15 protein-coding genes are annotated in these 16,465 nt (G+C 70.8%); 9 read left to right on the plus strand and 6 right to left on the minus strand.

From position 1 onward, the window contains the following. The first annotated feature begins 60 nt into the window (after positions 1 to 60). Together E4V99_RS03160 and E4V99_RS03165 are read left to right on the plus strand one after the other, a co-directional pair. The gene (locus E4V99_RS03160; protein WP_135116395.1) at positions 61 to 666 is read left to right on the plus strand and encodes an acyltransferase; all 606 of its coding nucleotides are present in this window, start codon (positions 61 to 63) and stop codon (positions 664 to 666) included. A gap of 82 nt (positions 667 to 748) precedes the next feature. Next, entirely contained in the window at positions 749 to 1,063 is a 315-nt protein-coding gene (locus tag E4V99_RS03165; protein ID WP_135116396.1) for a hypothetical protein, read from the plus strand. A gap of 15 nt (positions 1,064 to 1,078) precedes the next feature. Here E4V99_RS03165 and coaA read toward each other — a convergent pair whose 3' ends face one another. Then, positions 1,079 to 2,023, minus strand: a complete 945-nt coding sequence (coaA, locus tag E4V99_RS03170; protein WP_135116397.1) for a type I pantothenate kinase — start codon at positions 2,021 to 2,023, stop codon at positions 1,079 to 1,081. 102 nt (positions 2,024 to 2,125) lie between these two features. On the opposite strand from coaA, the gene E4V99_RS03175 reads away from it, so the two are divergent. The 4 genes from E4V99_RS03175 (at position 2,126) to E4V99_RS03190 (ending at position 7,279) form a co-directional block, all read left to right on the plus strand. Next, positions 2,126 to 3,055 (plus strand): Ppx/GppA family phosphatase, encoded by a 930-nt coding sequence (locus tag E4V99_RS03175; protein ID WP_135116398.1) that lies wholly within the window; start codon positions 2,126 to 2,128, stop codon positions 3,053 to 3,055. Between the two features lie 88 nt (positions 3,056 to 3,143). Continuing rightward, a complete protein-coding gene (locus E4V99_RS03180; protein WP_135116399.1) occupies positions 3,144 to 5,750 on the plus strand; it encodes a DUF4062 domain-containing protein in 2,607 nt (868 codons plus the stop codon). After that, positions 5,734 to 6,591 (plus strand): hypothetical protein, encoded by an 858-nt coding sequence (locus tag E4V99_RS03185; RefSeq protein WP_245233106.1) that lies wholly within the window; start codon positions 5,734 to 5,736, stop codon positions 6,589 to 6,591. Before E4V99_RS03180 ends, E4V99_RS03185 begins: the two co-directional genes overlap by 17 nt. 55 nt (positions 6,592 to 6,646) lie before the next feature. Further along, positions 6,647 to 7,279 (plus strand): TetR family transcriptional regulator, encoded by a 633-nt coding sequence (locus E4V99_RS03190; RefSeq protein WP_135116400.1) that lies wholly within the window; start codon positions 6,647 to 6,649, stop codon positions 7,277 to 7,279. 6 nt (positions 7,280 to 7,285) lie between these two features. Here E4V99_RS03190 and E4V99_RS03195 read toward each other — a convergent pair whose 3' ends face one another. From E4V99_RS03195 to E4V99_RS03215, 5 genes are all read right to left on the minus strand, one after another. Then, complete coding sequence (locus tag E4V99_RS03195) at positions 7,286 to 7,543, minus strand: hypothetical protein (RefSeq protein WP_135116401.1); 258 nt, start codon at positions 7,541 to 7,543, stop codon at positions 7,286 to 7,288. Between the two features lie 271 nt (positions 7,544 to 7,814). Further along, positions 7,815 to 9,857, minus strand: coding sequence for a primary-amine oxidase (locus E4V99_RS03200; RefSeq protein ID WP_135116402.1), 2,043 nt, complete (start codon positions 9,855 to 9,857; stop codon positions 7,815 to 7,817). A gap of 112 nt (positions 9,858 to 9,969) precedes the next feature. Then, positions 9,970 to 11,448: an APC family permease gene (locus E4V99_RS03205; RefSeq protein ID WP_135116403.1), complete on the minus strand. Its 1,479-nt coding sequence runs from the start codon at positions 11,446 to 11,448 to the stop codon at positions 9,970 to 9,972. 108 nt (positions 11,449 to 11,556) lie between these two features. After that, complete coding sequence (locus E4V99_RS03210; RefSeq protein ID WP_135116404.1) at positions 11,557 to 12,357, minus strand: SDR family oxidoreductase; 801 nt, start codon at positions 12,355 to 12,357, stop codon at positions 11,557 to 11,559. Further along, a complete protein-coding gene (locus E4V99_RS03215; RefSeq protein WP_167758057.1) occupies positions 12,354 to 12,959 on the minus strand; it encodes a TetR/AcrR family transcriptional regulator in 606 nt (201 codons plus the stop codon). Before E4V99_RS03215 ends, E4V99_RS03210 begins: the two co-directional genes overlap by 4 nt. Before the next feature lie 76 nt (positions 12,960 to 13,035). Between E4V99_RS03215 and E4V99_RS03220 the strand changes: the two genes are divergently transcribed. From E4V99_RS03220 to E4V99_RS03230, 3 genes are all read left to right on the plus strand, one after another. Beyond that, positions 13,036 to 14,079 carry a phosphotransferase gene (locus E4V99_RS03220; RefSeq protein ID WP_167758058.1) on the plus strand — a complete coding sequence of 348 codons (1,044 nt, stop codon included), beginning with the start codon at positions 13,036 to 13,038 and terminating at the stop codon, positions 14,077 to 14,079. Continuing rightward, positions 14,076 to 15,377 (plus strand): aspartate aminotransferase family protein, encoded by a 1,302-nt coding sequence (locus E4V99_RS03225; RefSeq protein ID WP_135116407.1) that lies wholly within the window; start codon positions 14,076 to 14,078, stop codon positions 15,375 to 15,377. Before E4V99_RS03220 ends, E4V99_RS03225 begins: the two co-directional genes overlap by 4 nt. A gap of 119 nt (positions 15,378 to 15,496) precedes the next feature. Further along, positions 15,497 to 16,447, plus strand: a complete 951-nt coding sequence (locus E4V99_RS03230) for a helix-turn-helix domain-containing protein (RefSeq protein ID WP_135116408.1) — start codon at positions 15,497 to 15,499, stop codon at positions 16,445 to 16,447. Positions 16,448 to 16,465 lie beyond the last annotated feature (18 nt).

Consider the following 16,465-nt stretch of genomic DNA (forward strand, 5'->3'; position numbering starts at 1 on the left):
TTTAGAACGAGCCGTGCACGAGCAATTTCACGGATCCCGCCCCCGCGCAGAGGAGTGCCCATGGTTTCGCACACCGATCAGCCGTTCATCGCCGCCACCGCCGACGTCTCCGAGGGTGCGCAGGTCGGCGAGCGCACCAAGGTGTGGCACCTCGCCCAGGTGCGCGAGGGCGCCGTGCTCGGAGCGGACTGCATCGTCGGCCGCGGTGCCTACGTCGGCCCCGGCGTCGAGATCGGCGAGGGCAGCAAGCTGCAGAACTACGCCCTCGTGTACGAGCCGGCCCGCCTCGCGCGCGGGGTGTTCATCGGCCCAGCCGCCGTGCTCACCAACGACGAGTATCCGCGGGCGATCACTCCCGAGGGGCAGCTGAAGTCGGCGGATGACTGGGATGCGGTCGGCGTCGAGATCGGCGAGGGCGCCTCGATCGGCGCCCGTGCGGTGTGCATCGCGCCGGTGCGCGTGGGGGCGTGGGCGCTCGTGGCCGCCGGCGCGGTCGTGACGAAGGACGTGCCCGATTTCGCGCTCGTGGTGGGCGTGCCCGCGCGTCGCATCGGGTGGGTGGGCAGGGCCGGCCGGCCGCTCGCGCAGGAGGGCGACGACTGGGTGTGCCCGGCCACCGGCGAGCGCTACCGCGAGTCCGCCGGCACGCTGCATCCGCTGTCCTGACCTCCGCCGGGCGACGACGCAACCCCCGTCGACGGGCAGCCGGGCGCGAATACGCTGAGGCACTCGACACGAGGAGGTCCGGATGTCCGTCGCCCGATTCCTGCGCCAGGTCGCTGCCGGCGCGCTCACCGTCAACGCGGTCCCGCACGCGGTGAGCGCCCTGCGGGGTCAGCCGTTCCCGACGCCGTTCGCCGATCCGCCCGGTCGAGGCCTGTCCTCCCCCGCCGCGAACGTCGTGTGGGCGGCGATGAACCTCGCCGGGGCGGGGCTCCTGCGTCGGCGCACCACCGCGACGTCCGCGCGCGTGGCGTTCGGCCTCGGCGCGCTGGGGATGGCGTTCGTCGTCGCGCAGTACTTCGCCTCGGTGCCAGCCGTCCACGGCAAGCGCCGCCGCTGAGCTGCGGGCGTCGGTCTAGAGCTTGCGGAGCGAGACTCGCTCGACGGTGTGGTCGGAGGCCTTCTGCAGCACGAGTGTGGCGCGATGCCGCGTGGGCAGTACGTTCTCGAGCAGGTTCGGCAGGTTGATGTCACGCCAGTAGCCGAGGGCGCGCTCGACGGCCTCGTCGTCGCTGATGTCGGCGAAGACGCGGAAGTACGAGTTCGGGTTGCTGAAGGCCCCCTTGCGCAGGGCGAGGAAGCGCTCGACGTACCACTGCTCGACATGGGCGGCGTCGGCGTCGACGTAGATGGAGAAGTCGAAGAGGTCGCTGACGGCCACGTCGTTGGGCGCGGGCGGGGGCTGCAGCACGTTGAGGCCCTCGACGATGACGACATCGGGCCGGCGGACGGTGACGTGCGCGTCGGGCATGATGTCATACCGCATGTGCGAGTAGAACGGCGCGCGGGCCTCGGCGGCACCGCTCTTGACCTCGTGCAGGAAGTCGATCAGCGCGCGCCGGTCGTACGACTCCGGGAAGCCCTTGCGGTCCATCAGCCCCCGCCGCTCGAGCTCGGCGTTGGGGTAGAGGAACCCGTCGGTGGTGACGAGTTCCACGCGCGGGGTATCGGCCCAGCGGCTCATGAGCTCGCGCAGCAGCCGCGCGATGGTCGACTTCCCGACCGCGACCGACCCGGCCACCCCGATGACGAACGGGGTCGTCACGTCGGCCTCGCCGAGGAAGGCGCTGGTGTCGGCGCCGAGCCGCTTCGTCGCGTTGGCGTACAGGCTGAGAAGGCGACTGAGCGGGAGGTACACCTCGCGCACCTCGCGCAGATCGAGTCGGTCGCCCAGGCCCCGCAGCTGTACGACTTCGGTCTCGGTGAGCGGCTGCGGCATCCCCGCCGCCAATCGCGCCCAGTCGGTTCGGTCGATCTCGCGGTACGGGCTCAGCGACGGCGCGGCGGTCTCGGCGGGCACGCGCCCATGCTACCCCCGCGCGCTCAGCGCCCGGGCCTGGCGCCTTCCCGGTCGTTGAGCGGGCGGAGCTCGACGAAGCGCCGCGACCGCTACGCTCGACCCGTGCGCCTCGGGGTCCTCGACATCGGTTCGAACACCATCCATCTCCTCGTCGCCAACGCCCGCCCCGGCGGCCGCCCGACGGCGACGACGAGTCACCGCACGGTACTGCGCCTCATGCGCCACCTCGGCCCCGACGGCGCCATCGATGCCGCCGGCATCGCGGCGCTGGTGGATGCCGTGACCCAGGCCCGCGCGAAGGCCGCGGCCGAGGGGGTCGACGAGCTGCTCGCCACGGCGACCTCGGCCGTGCGGGAGGCGACGAACGGCCCGGCCGTCATCGCCCGCATCGAGGAGGCCCTCGGCCAGCCCCTGCAGGTGCTCGGCGGCGACACCGAGGCGCGCTTCACGTTCCTCGCGGTACGGCGGTGGTTCGGCTGGTCGGCGGGGCAGATCCTGCTGTTCGACGTCGGCGGCGGATCGCTCGAGCTCGCCGGCGGCGCTGACGAGCTCCCCGACATGGCCGACTCGGTGGCGCTGGGCGCGGGGCGGATGACGTGGGAGTTCCTCCCCGACGATCCTCCGAACGACTTCCAGCTCGAGGCGCTGCGCCGGCACGCCGCGTCCGTCCTCGCCCCGGTCGCCGAGCGCTTCAGAACCCTCCCGCGCCCCGATCACGTCGTGGGGTCATCCAAGGCGATCCGCTCGCTTGCGACGCTGGCCGGGTACCCGGTGCCGGGCTGGTCGGGTATCGAGCGGATGGTGCTCCCCCGCCGCGAACTGAAGGCGTGGATCCCGCGGCTGGCCCGCATCCCGGCCGAGGCGCGCCAGGAACTCCCCGGCATCACCGCCGACCGGGCGACCCAGATCGTCGCGGCCGCCGTCGTGCTCCACCAGGCGATGAAGGCGATGGGCGTCGAGGAGCTCGAGGTCTCGCCGTGGGCGCTTCGCGAGGGCGTGCTGCTGCGCTACATCGAGTCCCTCGCGATGTGACCGCTCGGCTGCATGACTTCGGTCTCGGCGCCCGGCTGCTCCGGCGCTGACCGCCTGTCCGCTCCCCCGCACCCCGCGCTACGCTGGAATGGCGAACACCCGAGCCCGGAAGTTGGCCCTCATGGCGCCCGATCCGATCAGGACACCCGACCAGCGACTCCGCGTCTTCGTCAGCTCGACCCTCGGAGAGCTCCAGCCCGAACGAGCCGCCGTGCGCGAAGCCGTGGAGCGGCTGCGCCTGGCCCCCGTCATGTTCGAGCTCGGCGCCCGGCCGCACCCGCCGCGGTCGCTGTACCGGTCCTACCTCGAGCAGAGCGACATCTTCCTCGGCATCTACTGGCAGAGCTACGGCTGGATCGGCCCCGGCGAGGAGATCTCCGGCCTCGAGGACGAGTACCGGCTGTCGGGCGAGATGCCCTCGCTCATCTACATCAAAGCGCCGGCCCCGCAGCGCGAGGAGCGTCTCTCGGCGCTGCTGGCCCGCATCCGCGACGACGATCGCGTGTCGTACAAGTCCTTCCGCGATCCGGCGGAACTGCGGGAGCTGGTCACCAACGACCTGTCGACCCTGCTCGCCGACCGTTTCGACGCCGCCGCCAGGGCATCGGTCGTCCCCCCGCCGCCCCCGCCGTCGGCCGCCCCGGGTACCGGTATCCCCAGCAGCTTCAACGCGATCATCGGCCGTGCCCACGATCGTGATGAGATCCTGCGGATGCTGCGCTCCCCCGCCGCCCGCGTCGTGACGCTCGTGGGTCCCGGCGGCATCGGCAAGTCGCGCCTGGCGATCGAGGTGGCCTCGGCCATCGCCGCGGACGGGGGCGAAGTGGCCTTCGCGCTGCTGGAGTCGGTGGGCTCGCCCGACGACGTCCTTCCCGCCATCGCGCGGGCGGTGGGTGTGCGCGACGGCGGCGACCGGCCGCTGGAGACGGCGCTGATCGCGGCGCTGGACGGACGCGACTACACCCTCGTGCTCGACAACATGGAGCACGTCCTGGATGCCGCCGACGCCCTCGTCCGGCTGCTCACGGCCCTCCCCCGGCTCACGATGCTGGTGACCAGCCGCTCGCCGCTGCGCCTGCGCGCCGAGCGGGTCTACGCCCTCGCACCCCTGCGCGCCCCCGGCGAACGCGACGACCTCGCCGCGATCGAGACCAACGCCTCCGTCGCGCTGTTCGTCGAGCGGGCATCCGCGGTGCTGCCCGGGTTCCGCCTCACCGAGACCGACGCGCCGACCATCGCCGCGATCTGCCGCGCGCTGGACGGACTGCCGCTGGCCATCGAACTGGCCGCGGCGCGGATGCGGTCGCACACGCCGCAGGAGATCCTGGAGCGCCTCGGCTCGGCCCTGTCGCTGCTGGTGGACGGCGCCCGCGATCTGCCCGCACGCCAGCGCACCATCCGCAGCACCATCCAGTGGAGCGTGCGCCTGCTCGACGACGACGCGCAGGCCGCCCTCGCCGCGCTCGCGGTGTTCGCGGGGCCCTTCACGCGGGCGGCGGCGGAGTCGGTGCTCGAGTGCCTCCCTGGCCTGGATGCCGAGCCCGCACTGGACGCGCTCGTGGACGCGAGTCTCCTGCAGCAGCAGGACCGACGAGGCGTGCGCGTCTTCGCGATGCTGACCCTCGTTCGCGCGTACGCGAGCGAGATGGGTGCCCCCGACACCGCGCGGGAGCGCTGGATCGAGCACTACGCGTCGCTGGCGGAGACCGCCTCGCGCGATATGACCGGCTCCACCCAGCTCGCGTGGCTGCTGCGGCTGGACGCCGAGACGGAGAACCTGTCGGCGGTGCTGCGCGCCCTCATCGACGCGTCGCGCTTCGACGAGGCGGCCCGGATGGCGTGGGCGCTGTACCTCTACGGCTGGCTGGGCGGGATGCTGGGCGCCCAGCAGGCGCGCATGGCGGAGGTGCTGAGACGGGCCGAGGCGGAGGGCGTGGCCCTCAGCCCCTGGACGGCGGCGGTCGCGAACTACTACGCGCACGCGATCACCTTCTGGCAGCATCCCGACGTCGACGTGAGCCCCGGTCTCACGCGCGCCGCCGATCTGTTCGACGAGGCCGGCGATAGCCGCGGTGCGTCCCTGACCCGCGTGTCGCTCGGGCTGGCGCTGCTGTCACGAGCGGAAGGACCCGACGTCGCCGGTGCGCAGGAGGTGCTCACGCGTGCGATCGACGGATTCGCCGCCGCCGGGGATGGATGGGGCGAGGCCATGGCGCTCGTCCCGATGGGCCGCCTCGACCTGCTGCTGGGGAACACCACGACTGCCCTCGGCCGGTTCGAGCGCAGTCTCGCGCTGGCCTCGGCCAACAGCGAGCGCCTGGGCATCGTCATCGCACAACACCACCGCGGGTGGGCGCGCCTGGCGCTGGGCGACGTCGGCGGCGCGGAGGCCGACTTCGCCCAGAGCCTGAACGCCTCGCTCGCGCTCGGTCACGACGAGGGCATCGCGTACGGCCTGGAGGGCCGCGCCGCGGTCGCCGCGGTGCAGGGCAGGGCCGAAGACGCCGGTCTCATGCTGGGCGCCGCGGCCGCCGCACGGCGGCGGATGGGCACCACCGACTCCGGCCAGCTCGACCTGTACGCCCCCGCTTTCGAGAACCTCGCCGACGACGGTGCCGGTCCCATCCTCGATGCCGCCGTCGCGCGCGGCGGCACTCTGTCTCCGCGGGAGGTTCTGGATGCCGTCACCCGCTGACACCGCCGACCATCGCGCATCCACGCGCGACGACGTCGTGCTGCGGGCGACGCGCGGGATCGCGGTGGTGATCCTGCCGTTCCTCGTAGTCGCCGCGTTCCTGCTCTACGTCTTCCCCGACCGCACGGGCGAACTGTTCGCGTGGGCGATCGATCCGCCACTGTCGGCCTATCTCCTGGCCTCGGCCTACGTGGGTGGGATCTGGTTCTTCGTGCGCGTCGCCGTCGAACGCCGGTGGCATCGCGTGCAGCACGGATTCCCCGCCGTCGCAGTATTCGCCGGTGCGCTCCTGGCAGCCACGCTCCTGCACCTGGACCGGTTCTCCCCCAACCTGTCCTTCGCCGTGTGGACGATCCTCTACGCCACCACGCCGTTCGCCGTCGTGATCCTCGCGGTGATCCAGCGCCGGCACGCGCGACGCGATCCCGACCCCGGTGACGTGGAGATCCCGCGGTCCGCCGCACTCGGCCTCGCGGCCATCGGGGCGGCGGCGTTCGTCTTCGGCGCCGTCGTCTTCGTCGCTCCCGGGTTCGCGGCATCCTTCTGGGCGTGGGAGCTGACGCCGCTGACCGGGCGCGTGACCGGCGCGGTGCTGAGCCTCACCGGCGTGGTCAACGTCGCGCTGCTGTGGGACCGGCGCTGGAGCGCCTTCCGCATCCTGTTCCAGGCGCAGCTGCTGAGCCTGGCCGCGATCTGCCTGTCGCTGCTCGTCCGCTCCGCCGACCTGCGGTGGGAGCGCCCGATGACCGCGGTCTTCGTCGCGCTCGTGGCCGGCGCCGTCCTCTCCTACGGCGCCTTCACCGCGTGGTGCGAGCGCCGGACCCGTCGCCCCCGCCCCTGACCCGGCGCATCCGCCCGCCGCGGGTACGGGCGGCGCGGTAGGACAGAATCGATCCGTGCCCAAGATCATCGACCGTGACGCTCGCAGACGCGAGATCGTCCATAGCTATCTGGCGCTGGTCGCGCGTGAGGGCATGGAGGCCGCCACCACGCGACGCCTCGCCCAGGAGCTGGGGATGGCGACCGGGGGCCTGTGGCACTACTTCGCCAACTTCGACGAGGTCATCGCCCAGGCGTTCGCGCTGGTCGTCGAGCGCACGACCGCCCGCATCCAGCAGCACGTCGGTGAGACGACGGGCCTCGTCGCTCTGACGCGGATGCTGGAGCAGATCCATCCGCTCGAGAAGACGACCCAGGACGAGGCCCTCGTCGTGGTCAACTTCTGGGGACGGGTCACCGCGCAACGCCACCACACCGTGCGCGAGGCATTCGCCGAGCGACTCTGGCAGGAGGAGTACCGCACGCACCTCGATCAGGCCGTCGGCGACGGAGAGCTCCATCCGGATACCCCGACGGCCGCCCTCGCGGATGCCCTCCTGGTGGTCGCCCTCGGGCAGCAGGTGACGTTCGTGCTGCATGCGCCGTTGGCGGAGGCGCGGGCGCAGTGGCGCACGGTGCAGACGCTCCTCGAGCCGTGGATGACGCCGCAGGGTCGCGAGCGCGCACGCTTCGCCCGGCCCTTGGAGTGACGCGACTCAGCCGAGACCCATCGCGAGCACGGCCAGCGCGAACATGACTGCCATCGCGGTGAACTCGATGCGGGCGGCGGCACCGGCGGGACGATGTCTTCGTCGGGCCAGAGCGACGACCGTCCAGACGACGTAGACCGCCGCGGCAGTCCCGAACACCCCATGCGGCGGAAGACCGAGCCCGTGGTCGTGCACGGCCGCCATCGAGTCGCCGGCGCCGTGCCCGCCCGCCCGCGAAGAGCATGCCGGCCATGAGAGCGCCACCGATAGCCCGGTGCATGTCCAGAGCCCGCTCATGCGTGCTCCGCCGCCGCAGACCGACGCTGAGCAGCAGCACGAGCAGGAGCACGACGAGGGCCGCCGCCATCCGCACGGTGTCTGTGAGGATCGGAACACACGCGGCGGCCATGACCGCTGCGAGCGCACGCGCGCGCCAGCGGGAGCCGGCCAGACAGCATCCCGTCGCCGCGACGGCGCCGGACACCGCCACGGCGACGGTCAGCACGAGACCGTCCGTTCCTGGGGAACCGTCCGGTCAGTGCCCGTGGTGGTGATGATCATGCGCGCCATGCGCGTCGTGGTCGGGCGCGGCGTTGGCCAGCCCATGATCGGCCGCACCCCCGGCGCCGGAAGCCGAGCAGTGGTCTCCACCGGACTGGTCGGGCACGTCGATCGTGGGGTTGCGGTCGAAGAACCCGTGCGGCGCGAGAGTGAAGCCGGCGTAGTCGACGGGCATGACGGGCCAGTCCTCGGTGCGCGGGAAATGGGTCAGGCCGAACGTATGCCACACGACGACGTCCTCGCCGTCGATCGACCTGTTGGCTCGAACGTACGCCGGGAGCCCCGATCCGCCGGGATTCTGGTTCGTGGTCCGCCCTGCGGCCCACATCTCGTCGCGGTCGTACCGGGTCACCCACAGGTGGTGAGTGGCGAATTCCGCGCGCGGACGGATGTACGCGTCGTCGTCGGCGAGCAGCGTGGGCTTGCCCTCGGGAAAGAGGATGTACGACGTCGGCCGGCCCAGGTGGTTCGTCTTGTCGGTACTGAGGATGCGCCAGACCCGGTCGACCCGGTTGTCCGCATCGCGGATCCCCTCGGACTCGGTGGCAAGACGCGTATGGGTGCGCGCGAAGGCGTTGCCCCACGGGTTCTCGGCCGACTTCGAGACGCGGGTCACGTCGACCTCCTCGACCGCGTTCGCGACGCCGTCCACGGTCAGATCCAGGCGTGCCGAGAAGAGGTGCTGGTGCACCGGCGCGCCCAGACCCGGCGCCACCTCGGTGGCGTACGGGTAGTCCCCTCCGGGGTGCGCGTTCGTGAAGACGATCCCCGTCGCCTTCGCCTCCAGCTCGATCTTCCCGTCGAGGTACAGGTACCAGTAGAAGCCGTAGTCGTAGTTCCCGACCGTGACGAAGAACGAGATCACGAGCCTTCTCTGGCGCCGGGTCTCGCTCGTGCCGTTGATGGCGTCGTTGTGCTTCCAGAGGATCCCGTAGTCCTCCTCGTGGATGCAGATGGCGTTGCGGATCGTCTGCGCCCGCCCCAGGTCGTCGGCCACGACCGCGTCGACATAGGTGATGTCGCCGACGCAATCGCATCCGAGCTCCAAGGAGTTCGCGAGCCGGCCGAACTGGTACTCCGACACGTCGTAGTAGTTCTGCCACGCGTTCGTCGGCGACGTGTCGCCGTAGTTGACGACCATCTCCGACACCGATCCGCGGTAGAGGATCGGACGGTCCACGCCGCCGTCGCGGAACGCCAGCTGGTGGAGTGTGAGCCCCTCGCGACCGTTGAATCCGAGGCGGACCGACCAGTTCTCCCAGCTGAGCACTCCGCCCTCGAGCGTGAAGCTGACGCCCTCCGGCTGGGAGATGGAGATGGGCTTGAGCGTCGTGCGTTCGGGGCCGCGCACCTCAGGGTCGAGGTAGTCGCCGGATGTCTCCGGCACGAAGGCGAGCTCGGTCTCGACCAGCCGCACGACCCGTTCGGACTGCAGATCAACGTGCGCGACCAGGCCGCCGATGGGATGCGCCCAGTACGAATCGGTCGGGTGAGTGCGGAGGAAGGCCAGCACGCGGATCATGCGCACGCCGACCTCGTCCTCGTACCCGAAGACCCCGGCCGACAGCGCCACGACGATGACCTTGTCGAGATCGGTCACGCCGCGTCTGGCGAGCGCCGCGACATACGCCTCATCCGACTTGACGATGCGGTCGACGGCCTCGAAATCCTCGTCGAAGACCGGCCCGAAACCCTCGGTCGCGGTGTCGACGGCACGCCGGGAGGCGATTCGCCGAGCCGTGAGGTCGACGACCAGGTCGGTCACCGTTCCCGCGGCCAGGTCGGTGAGCAGGACGGCGACCTCGCGAGGAAGGGAGACGCCCGGTCGCCACTGCAGCACGTCCCGCTTGTCGGGTTCGCGGACGGCGACGTACGAGAACCTCGTGCTCTCGGTGACCAGGCCCTCCCGGGAGAGCAGGTCGCGCAGGTCGGCGATCTCGGAGGCCTCGAGTGGGGCGAGCGGGTGCCTGCTCGCGGCCTGTCCTGCCCTGACGCCCTGCTCTTCGGCGATGGTCATGAGTGTGCTCCTCGGATCGTCGGACCGCCTTCGGTCGCTCTCTCAACATCTTTATTGAGCGTCTGCTCATTATTGATGTCGCCCGCGTTTCGCACAAGTAACACTTCCGGCCTCACGCCACGACGAGTTCGTCGAACCGCTCGAGATCCTCGTTCAAGCCGGCGTACACCTCGGGTCGCCTCGCCTTCAGGTAGGCCGCATAGGCCACGCCGCCGACGACGGCCACCACCAGGAGCCACGGCAGCAGCTGCACGTAGATCGCCTCGGATCCCGCGACGAGGGTGAAGTTGGCGATCGCCATGACGCTGAAGACCAGCAGCGCGACGAATCCCAGGCCGGGAGCGATGAACGTCGACCACCATCGCGGGTCTCTCCGCCGACGGAAGTACACCACGATCGAGAGGGCGGCGATGGCCTGCACGATCATGACGGCGAGCGTCCCGAACCCGAGCCCCACCGGTACGAGCGTGAGTACGGGCGGGAGCGGATTGCCCTCCGGATCCGTCTCCACGAAGACCGCGAACACGGCGGCGACGAGGATGGCGAAGATGAGATTGACCAGAAGCGCCCGCTGGGGTGCCCCGTTGCGGTTGGTGTGGGCCAGCCAGCGCGGCAGGACGCCGGCCCGCCCCAGCGCGAAGAGGTAGCGGGCGGCGGAGTTGTGGAACGCCAGCTGGGCGGCGAAGAGGCTCACCACGAGCAGGACGAGTGCGATCGCGCCCACGATCGGACCCAGGTAGGTGTCGATGAGGACGAGCGTCAAGTCACCCGCGGCCAGGCTGTCCAGCGCGACCGCCTGGGCGTCGCGGACCCCGAGCGCGCTGACGATCGCCCACCCGACCACCGCGTGCATGACGCCGATGATGACGATGGCGGCGTATGTCGCGCGCGGCACGGTGCGGCGCGGGTCCTTGGCCTCCTCGCCGAAGAGGGCGGTGGCCTCGAAGCCGATGAACGCCGTCGCCACCATCAGCAGACCGATCCAGATCGAACCTCCCACGAGGATCTCCGGGCTGAAGGCCAGCGTGAAGGCTTCGATGCTGAACCCCACCTGGACGAACACGGCGATGGCGAAGGCCAGAAGGATGACGATCTCCAGCACCAGCGCCACACCGAGGACGGCGGCGCTCACCTGGATGCCCGACCGTGCGAGCAGGAAGACGATGACGAAGAGCACGACGGCCACGAGGAACCAGTTGAGCTCGATCCCGAACAGTGCCGGCATCACGACCATGCCGGTGAAGAAGCCGATCGTCCCCAGCGCCCCGGCGACGAAGAAGTTGTACCCGAGCGTGGCGATGATGCCCGTCGCCAGTCCGGCCGGACGACCGAGCCCCTTGACCGCGATGGCGTAGAACCCGCCGGCGCTCACGAGGTCTTTCGTGATCTGGGCATACCCCACGGCGAAGAGCAGGAGGGCTGCAGCCACGATGATGACCGCGACGGGGATGCCGCCGCCGTTGCCGAAGGCCATCGCCAACGGCAGAACCACGATCGCGACGGTGAGCGGGGCGACGGCGGCGAGGACGAGGAAGACGATGGATGGCGCGCCGAGCTGATTGCGCTTGAGACTGCTTTCGGGTGTGGACATGCGGACCTCCTTGGCCGGATGCACCCGATTCTCGCCAGCCGCCGCCCGCGGGGATTGCCGCGCGGTGCGCTCCCCTTGACCGTCAGTGCATGGTCGGGCGGGTGCCGCTCACATGCCTGCTCGCCCGAACGCCGTGGTCGGCAGGTCGACACTGGTCGCGCCCCCGTCGACAGGCAGGACGGCGCCGGTGATGTACGAAGACGCCGGGGACGCGAGGAAGTGGATGACCTCCGCGATCTCCGCGGCCTCGGCCGGGCGACCGAGGGGCACGTCCGCGGTGACGGTGCGATAGGCGCTCTCCCGATCGCCCAGGCCCGCCGCGGCCGCGAACTCGTCCATTTCAGCATCGGCCATCGGCGTGCGCACCCATCCCGGGCAGATTGCGTTGGCGCGCACTCCGTCCACGCCGTAGTCGCGGGCGATCGAGCGCGTGAGCCCGATCAGGGCGTGCTTCGCCGTGGTGTAGCCGACGGTGCTCGGCCCCGCCGCCAGTCCGGCGAGCGAAGAGACCACGACGATGCTTCCCCGCGCCGCGCGCAGGAGCCCCAGCGCCGCGCGGGCGAACACGAACGCCGAATCGAGATTCCCCCGCAGGCTCGCGGCCCAGTCCGCATCGGTGGTGTCCGCGAGGCCGGCGAACCCATGCCCGCCGGCGTTCGCGACGATCGCGTCCAGCCCACCGAACCGGTCTCCCACCGCGGAGACCGCGCGGTCGGCTTCCGCTGGGTCGGCGGCGTCGGCGACGAGGGGCATCGCGCCGGTGGCGGCCGCGACCTCCTGGAGCAGGTGCGCACGACGGCCGATGACGGCGACGTGCCAGCCCTCCTGCGCGAAGCGCCGCGCCGCAGCGGCCCCGATGCCGGTCCCACCGCCGGTGATGGCCACGACGCGGGTCTCCGATGCGTTCACGAGCTCTCCTCAGGGACGGTGCGAAGGCCACGCAGAATGCGGCGGACGGCGTCGACGTAGCGCTCGGCCGATTCGGGATTGAGGGCGGCGTCGATGCCGGCGTCGCGCAGGCTCGAGGAGATGAGGACGGCGAGCGCATCCGGATCGGCGTCGGGTGCCAGTTCGCCCACGTCCTGGGCGGCCGACAGCACACCCCGGATGTCTTCGCGATACCCGCGGGAGCCCGCACCTCCGGTCTCGCGGAATCCGACGAGGGCGGGTCCGGTCACGCTGTAGAAGCGGCCGAGCGTGGGCGAGCGGGAGAACTCGATCATCGCCCGCGCATAGTGGGCGATCCGGTCCTCCCACGACGGAATCGAGGCGGCACCGGCGCGGGCATCGGCCACCAGCATCGCCCCCGCCGCGTCATACGCGGCGCGGAGCATCGCGTCGCGGCCTTCGGGGAAGTGCGCATAGATCGTCGCGCGGGCGACCTCCGCCTCCTCGGCGATGCGCTCGATGGACACCCCATCCAGGCCTTCCGCCTCGATGAGCCGGAGCGTGGCCTCGACGATGTCGCCGCGCATGCGTTCGCGGCGCCGCTCTCGTGCAGGTGTCGTCATGTCAAAACCAGAATTCCAGTATGGATATTGAACTCCGAGTATGGCAGAGTGGCGCCGCACCCACCAGAGGAGACCCATGGAACTCGACGTCGCCCACCGGCTCGTGCGGGCCGCCCTCCCTCTGTTCGGGCTCGACCCGCGATCCGCCGTCGATTTCGTGAAGTACCGCGAGAACCACGTGTTCCGGGTGACCGAGTCCGCCGGCTCGGTCTTCGCCGTGCGACTGCATCGGCCGGGGTACCGCGACGACGAGGAGATCCGCACCGAAGTGAGCTACCTCGACGCGCTCGCCTCGGCGGGGGTCCCCGTGCCCGCGGTGCGCCGCACGACCGAGGGTGCGCTCTTCAGCACGGCGACCGCCGACGGCCACGTGCGTAGCGTGTCGGTGCAGCACTGGGTACAGGGGGCGCGTCCCTTCGGAGACATCGACGCGGCACTGTCCGGCCGGCACGACCCTCCCGCCCACGCCTTCTCGGGGATCGGCGCGGTCCTCGGCCGCGTCCACGCCGAGGCGCTGCGGATCGGCGAGCCGGAGGGATTCCGACGTGGCTCCTGGGACGCGGACGGACTGGCCGGGCCCCGTCCGCTGTGGGGGGATCCCGTCGCACTCCCGAGCCTCACGCCAGGCGAGCGGGCTGCGGTGGAACGCGGAGTCGGCCACGTGCACCGGCGGCTGCGCGCGCTCGGCACCGGTCGCGACATCTTCGGCGTCATCCACGCCGACGCGACGCCGGAGAATCTCCTGGAGACGACGGACGGCTTCGTCCTCATCGACTTCGACGATTTCGGCACCGGATGGTACGTGTTCGACCTGGTGACGGCGGTGTTCCATCACGCACGCAACCCGCGCTACCCCGAGTTCGAAGACGCCGTCCGCGGCGGATACGAAGCCCACCGCACTCTCTCCGACGCCGAAATCGGCGCGTGGGACGATCTCATGCTGGCCCGCGGCCTCACGTATCTCGGGTGGGCGGCGGATCGACCGGGCGATCCCGCGTCCGAGTTCATCTCCGAGGTCGTCGCCCCGTGGGTCGCCGACATCGCCGAAACGCTGACTTCCGGCGCACCCGCCCCGTGGCGGCCGTCCCACCTCCGCTCCCCCGCCCAGGAGATCCGATGAGCACCGACCTTCTCGCCCGCCGCTTCGCCACCATCGGCCGGCACTCGCCGCTGTTCTACGACGAGCCGGTGCACCTGGTCTCCGGCTCCGGCGTGTGGCTCACGGATGACCGCGGCCGCCGGTACCTCGACGCCTACAACAATGTGCCCCACGTCGGCCACGCGCATGCCCGCGTCGTCGAGGCGATGTGCCGGCAGGCCGCCACCTTGAACATCCACACCCGCTATCTCAACGAGCGCGTCGTCGAATACGCCGAGGCGCTCCTCGGCCGGTTCGAGCGGGGGCTCGACCGCGTGCTGTTCACCAACAGCGGCTCCGAGGCCAACGAGCTGGCCTTCCGGATCGCGATGCAGCACACCGCCGCATCCGGCATCCTCGTGACCGACTACAGCTACCACGGCAACACCTCGCTGCTGGCCGGCGCCACGACCGGCCTGCGCACGCACGAGGGCCTTGCGCCGAACGTGCGCGCCTTCGCCGTCCCCGACCTCGACGCTGCGGTCCACCGCGGCGCTGATCCCGTGCAGGTCCGGGATGAGGCGCTGCAGCAGGTCGACCGTGCGATCGCCGAACTGCAACGCGAGCGGCACGGGGTGGCGGCGGTCATTCTGGAGTCGATCTTCTCCACCGAAGGGCTCCCGCGCGTGCCGGAGGGATTCGTCGAGGGGGTCGCCGAGCGCGTGCGGGACGCGGGAGGCCTGGTCATCGGCGACGAGGTGCAGGCGGGACTGGGCCGCACCGGCCGGACCTTCTGGGGATACCAGCGCTACGCCCTCACGCCGGACCTCGTCACGCTGGGCAAGCCGCTCGGCAACGGCCACCCCCTCGCCGCTGTGGTGACCACGCCCGACCTCCTGGAGGAGTTCGGCTCGCGCAACGAGTACTTCAACACGTTCGCCGGCAATCCGGTGTCCTCCGCGGTGGGCCTCAAGGTCCTTCACGTCATCGACGATGAGGAGCTGGTCCCCCGGGCGCAGCGACTGGGCGAGCGCATCCGCACCGATCTGTCGGCCCTCACCTCGCGCTACCCGGAGTTGGGACCGGTCAAGGGCGACGGGCTGTTCTTCGGCTTCTCGGTCTTCACCGACGCAGAGCAGACGCGACCCGACGCCGCCCGCACACGCAGCATCGTCGAGGCGGTCAAGGAGGAGGGAGTGCTCCTGAGCCGGATCGGTCCCACCGGATCCGTGCTGAAGATCCGCCCGCCCCTGGCCATTCAAGACGAGGAGGTCCCGATCCTGATCGACGCCATCGGATCCGCCATCGCCCGCGTGCGGGACGCCGACGCGACGTTGTAACACGACCGCACTCAGCGGGAAATCTGACCTGACGAGAATGGAATTCCACCACTCGCCCGAGAACAGTGATACCGTGAGTCGAATCATATACGATTCATGTTTCACGATGGAGTGAGACCATGCCCACGCACTACGCTCAAGCGCCCGACACGTACGACAGTGTGCTCCCCCTCGATGCCTTCCGCGCGGCGATCAGCACGGCCGTCGTATCCCTCAACATCCAGGCTCATTCCCCCGGCGCCTTCCAAGGTGCACTGTGGGGCCGTGCTGCCGGTGACGTGCACGTGCTGGGCATCGCCGCCGATGCGCATTCCGTACACCGCACCGAGACGCTCATCCGCGAGGCGCCTCAGCACTACTTCAAGTTCACCCTCGTGGAACGAGGCGCCGGCCTGATCGTCCAGGGCGGCCGCGAGACCGCGCTGAGTTCGGGCGACATGACGTTCTACGACACCGACCGCCCCTACTCACTGGTGTGCGCGGCCGACACGCGAATCTCCGTGGTCATGTTCCCCAAGGAGCTCCTCGGCCTTCCCGCCGACCTCACCGCGCGGCTCACGGCGACGAAGTTGGGTGCCGACTCCCCGGTCGGGGCGATAGTCCGCCCCTATGTCGCGTCGCTGTCCAGTCAGATCAGCGACATGCAGGCGCACCCCGCGCGGCGGCTGTGCCGCGGGGCCATCGACATGATCTCCGCGCTCATCGAAGACGGGCTGGGTGCCCAGACGACGGCCTCACCGCACGGAACGCTGGTGGGCCGCGTCCTCGCGTACATCGACGAGCACCTCGCTTCGCCGGAACTCAGTCCGCCCATGATCGCATCGGCGCACTTCGTTTCCGTACGACACCTGCACGCGATCTTCAACGACCAGGGCACGACCGTCTCCACCGTCATCCGCAACCGTCGCCTCGAGCGCTGCTACGACCAGCTCATCGACCCGCGCTCGGGCGACCGGTCGGTGACCGCGATCGCGCTGGAGAACGGCTTCGTGGATGCGGCGCACTTCAGCCGCACCTTCCGCGCGCACTACGGCGTGCCGCCCAGCGCGGTCCGGCCGACGCGGGCCTGACCGGCGCGCGGCCCGCCG

Origin of the sequence: Microbacterium sp. dk485 (genome assembly GCF_004570445.1) — a bacterium.
Lineage (GTDB): Bacteria > Actinomycetota > Actinomycetes > Actinomycetales > Microbacteriaceae > Microbacterium > Microbacterium wangchenii.

Bases quoted from the DNA above. Each gene is read 5' to 3' on its own strand.
- E4V99_RS03160 (WP_135116395.1), top strand. From the start codon at position 61: ATGGTTTCGCACACCGATCAGCCGTTCATCGCCGCCACCGCCGACGTC.
- E4V99_RS03165 (WP_135116396.1), top strand. From the start codon at position 749: ATGTCCGTCGCCCGATTCCTGCGCCAGGTCGCTGCCGGCGCGCTCACC.
- E4V99_RS03180 (WP_135116399.1), top strand. From the start codon at position 3,144: ATGGCGAACACCCGAGCCCGGAAGTTGGCCCTCATGGCGCCCGATCCG.
- E4V99_RS03185 (WP_245233106.1), top strand. From the start codon at position 5,734: ATGCCGTCACCCGCTGACACCGCCGACCATCGCGCATCCACGCGCGAC.
- E4V99_RS03200 (WP_135116402.1), bottom strand. From the start codon at position 9,857: ATGACCATCGCCGAAGAGCAGGGCGTCAGGGCAGGACAGGCCGCGAGC.
- E4V99_RS03205 (WP_135116403.1), bottom strand. From the start codon at position 11,448: ATGTCCACACCCGAAAGCAGTCTCAAGCGCAATCAGCTCGGCGCGCCA.
- E4V99_RS03215 (WP_167758057.1), bottom strand. From the start codon at position 12,959: ATGACGACACCTGCACGAGAGCGGCGCCGCGAACGCATGCGCGGCGAC.
- E4V99_RS03220 (WP_167758058.1), top strand. From the start codon at position 13,036: ATGGAACTCGACGTCGCCCACCGGCTCGTGCGGGCCGCCCTCCCTCTG.
- E4V99_RS03225 (WP_135116407.1), top strand. From the start codon at position 14,076: ATGAGCACCGACCTTCTCGCCCGCCGCTTCGCCACCATCGGCCGGCAC.
- E4V99_RS03230 (WP_135116408.1), top strand. From the start codon at position 15,497: ATGCCCACGCACTACGCTCAAGCGCCCGACACGTACGACAGTGTGCTC.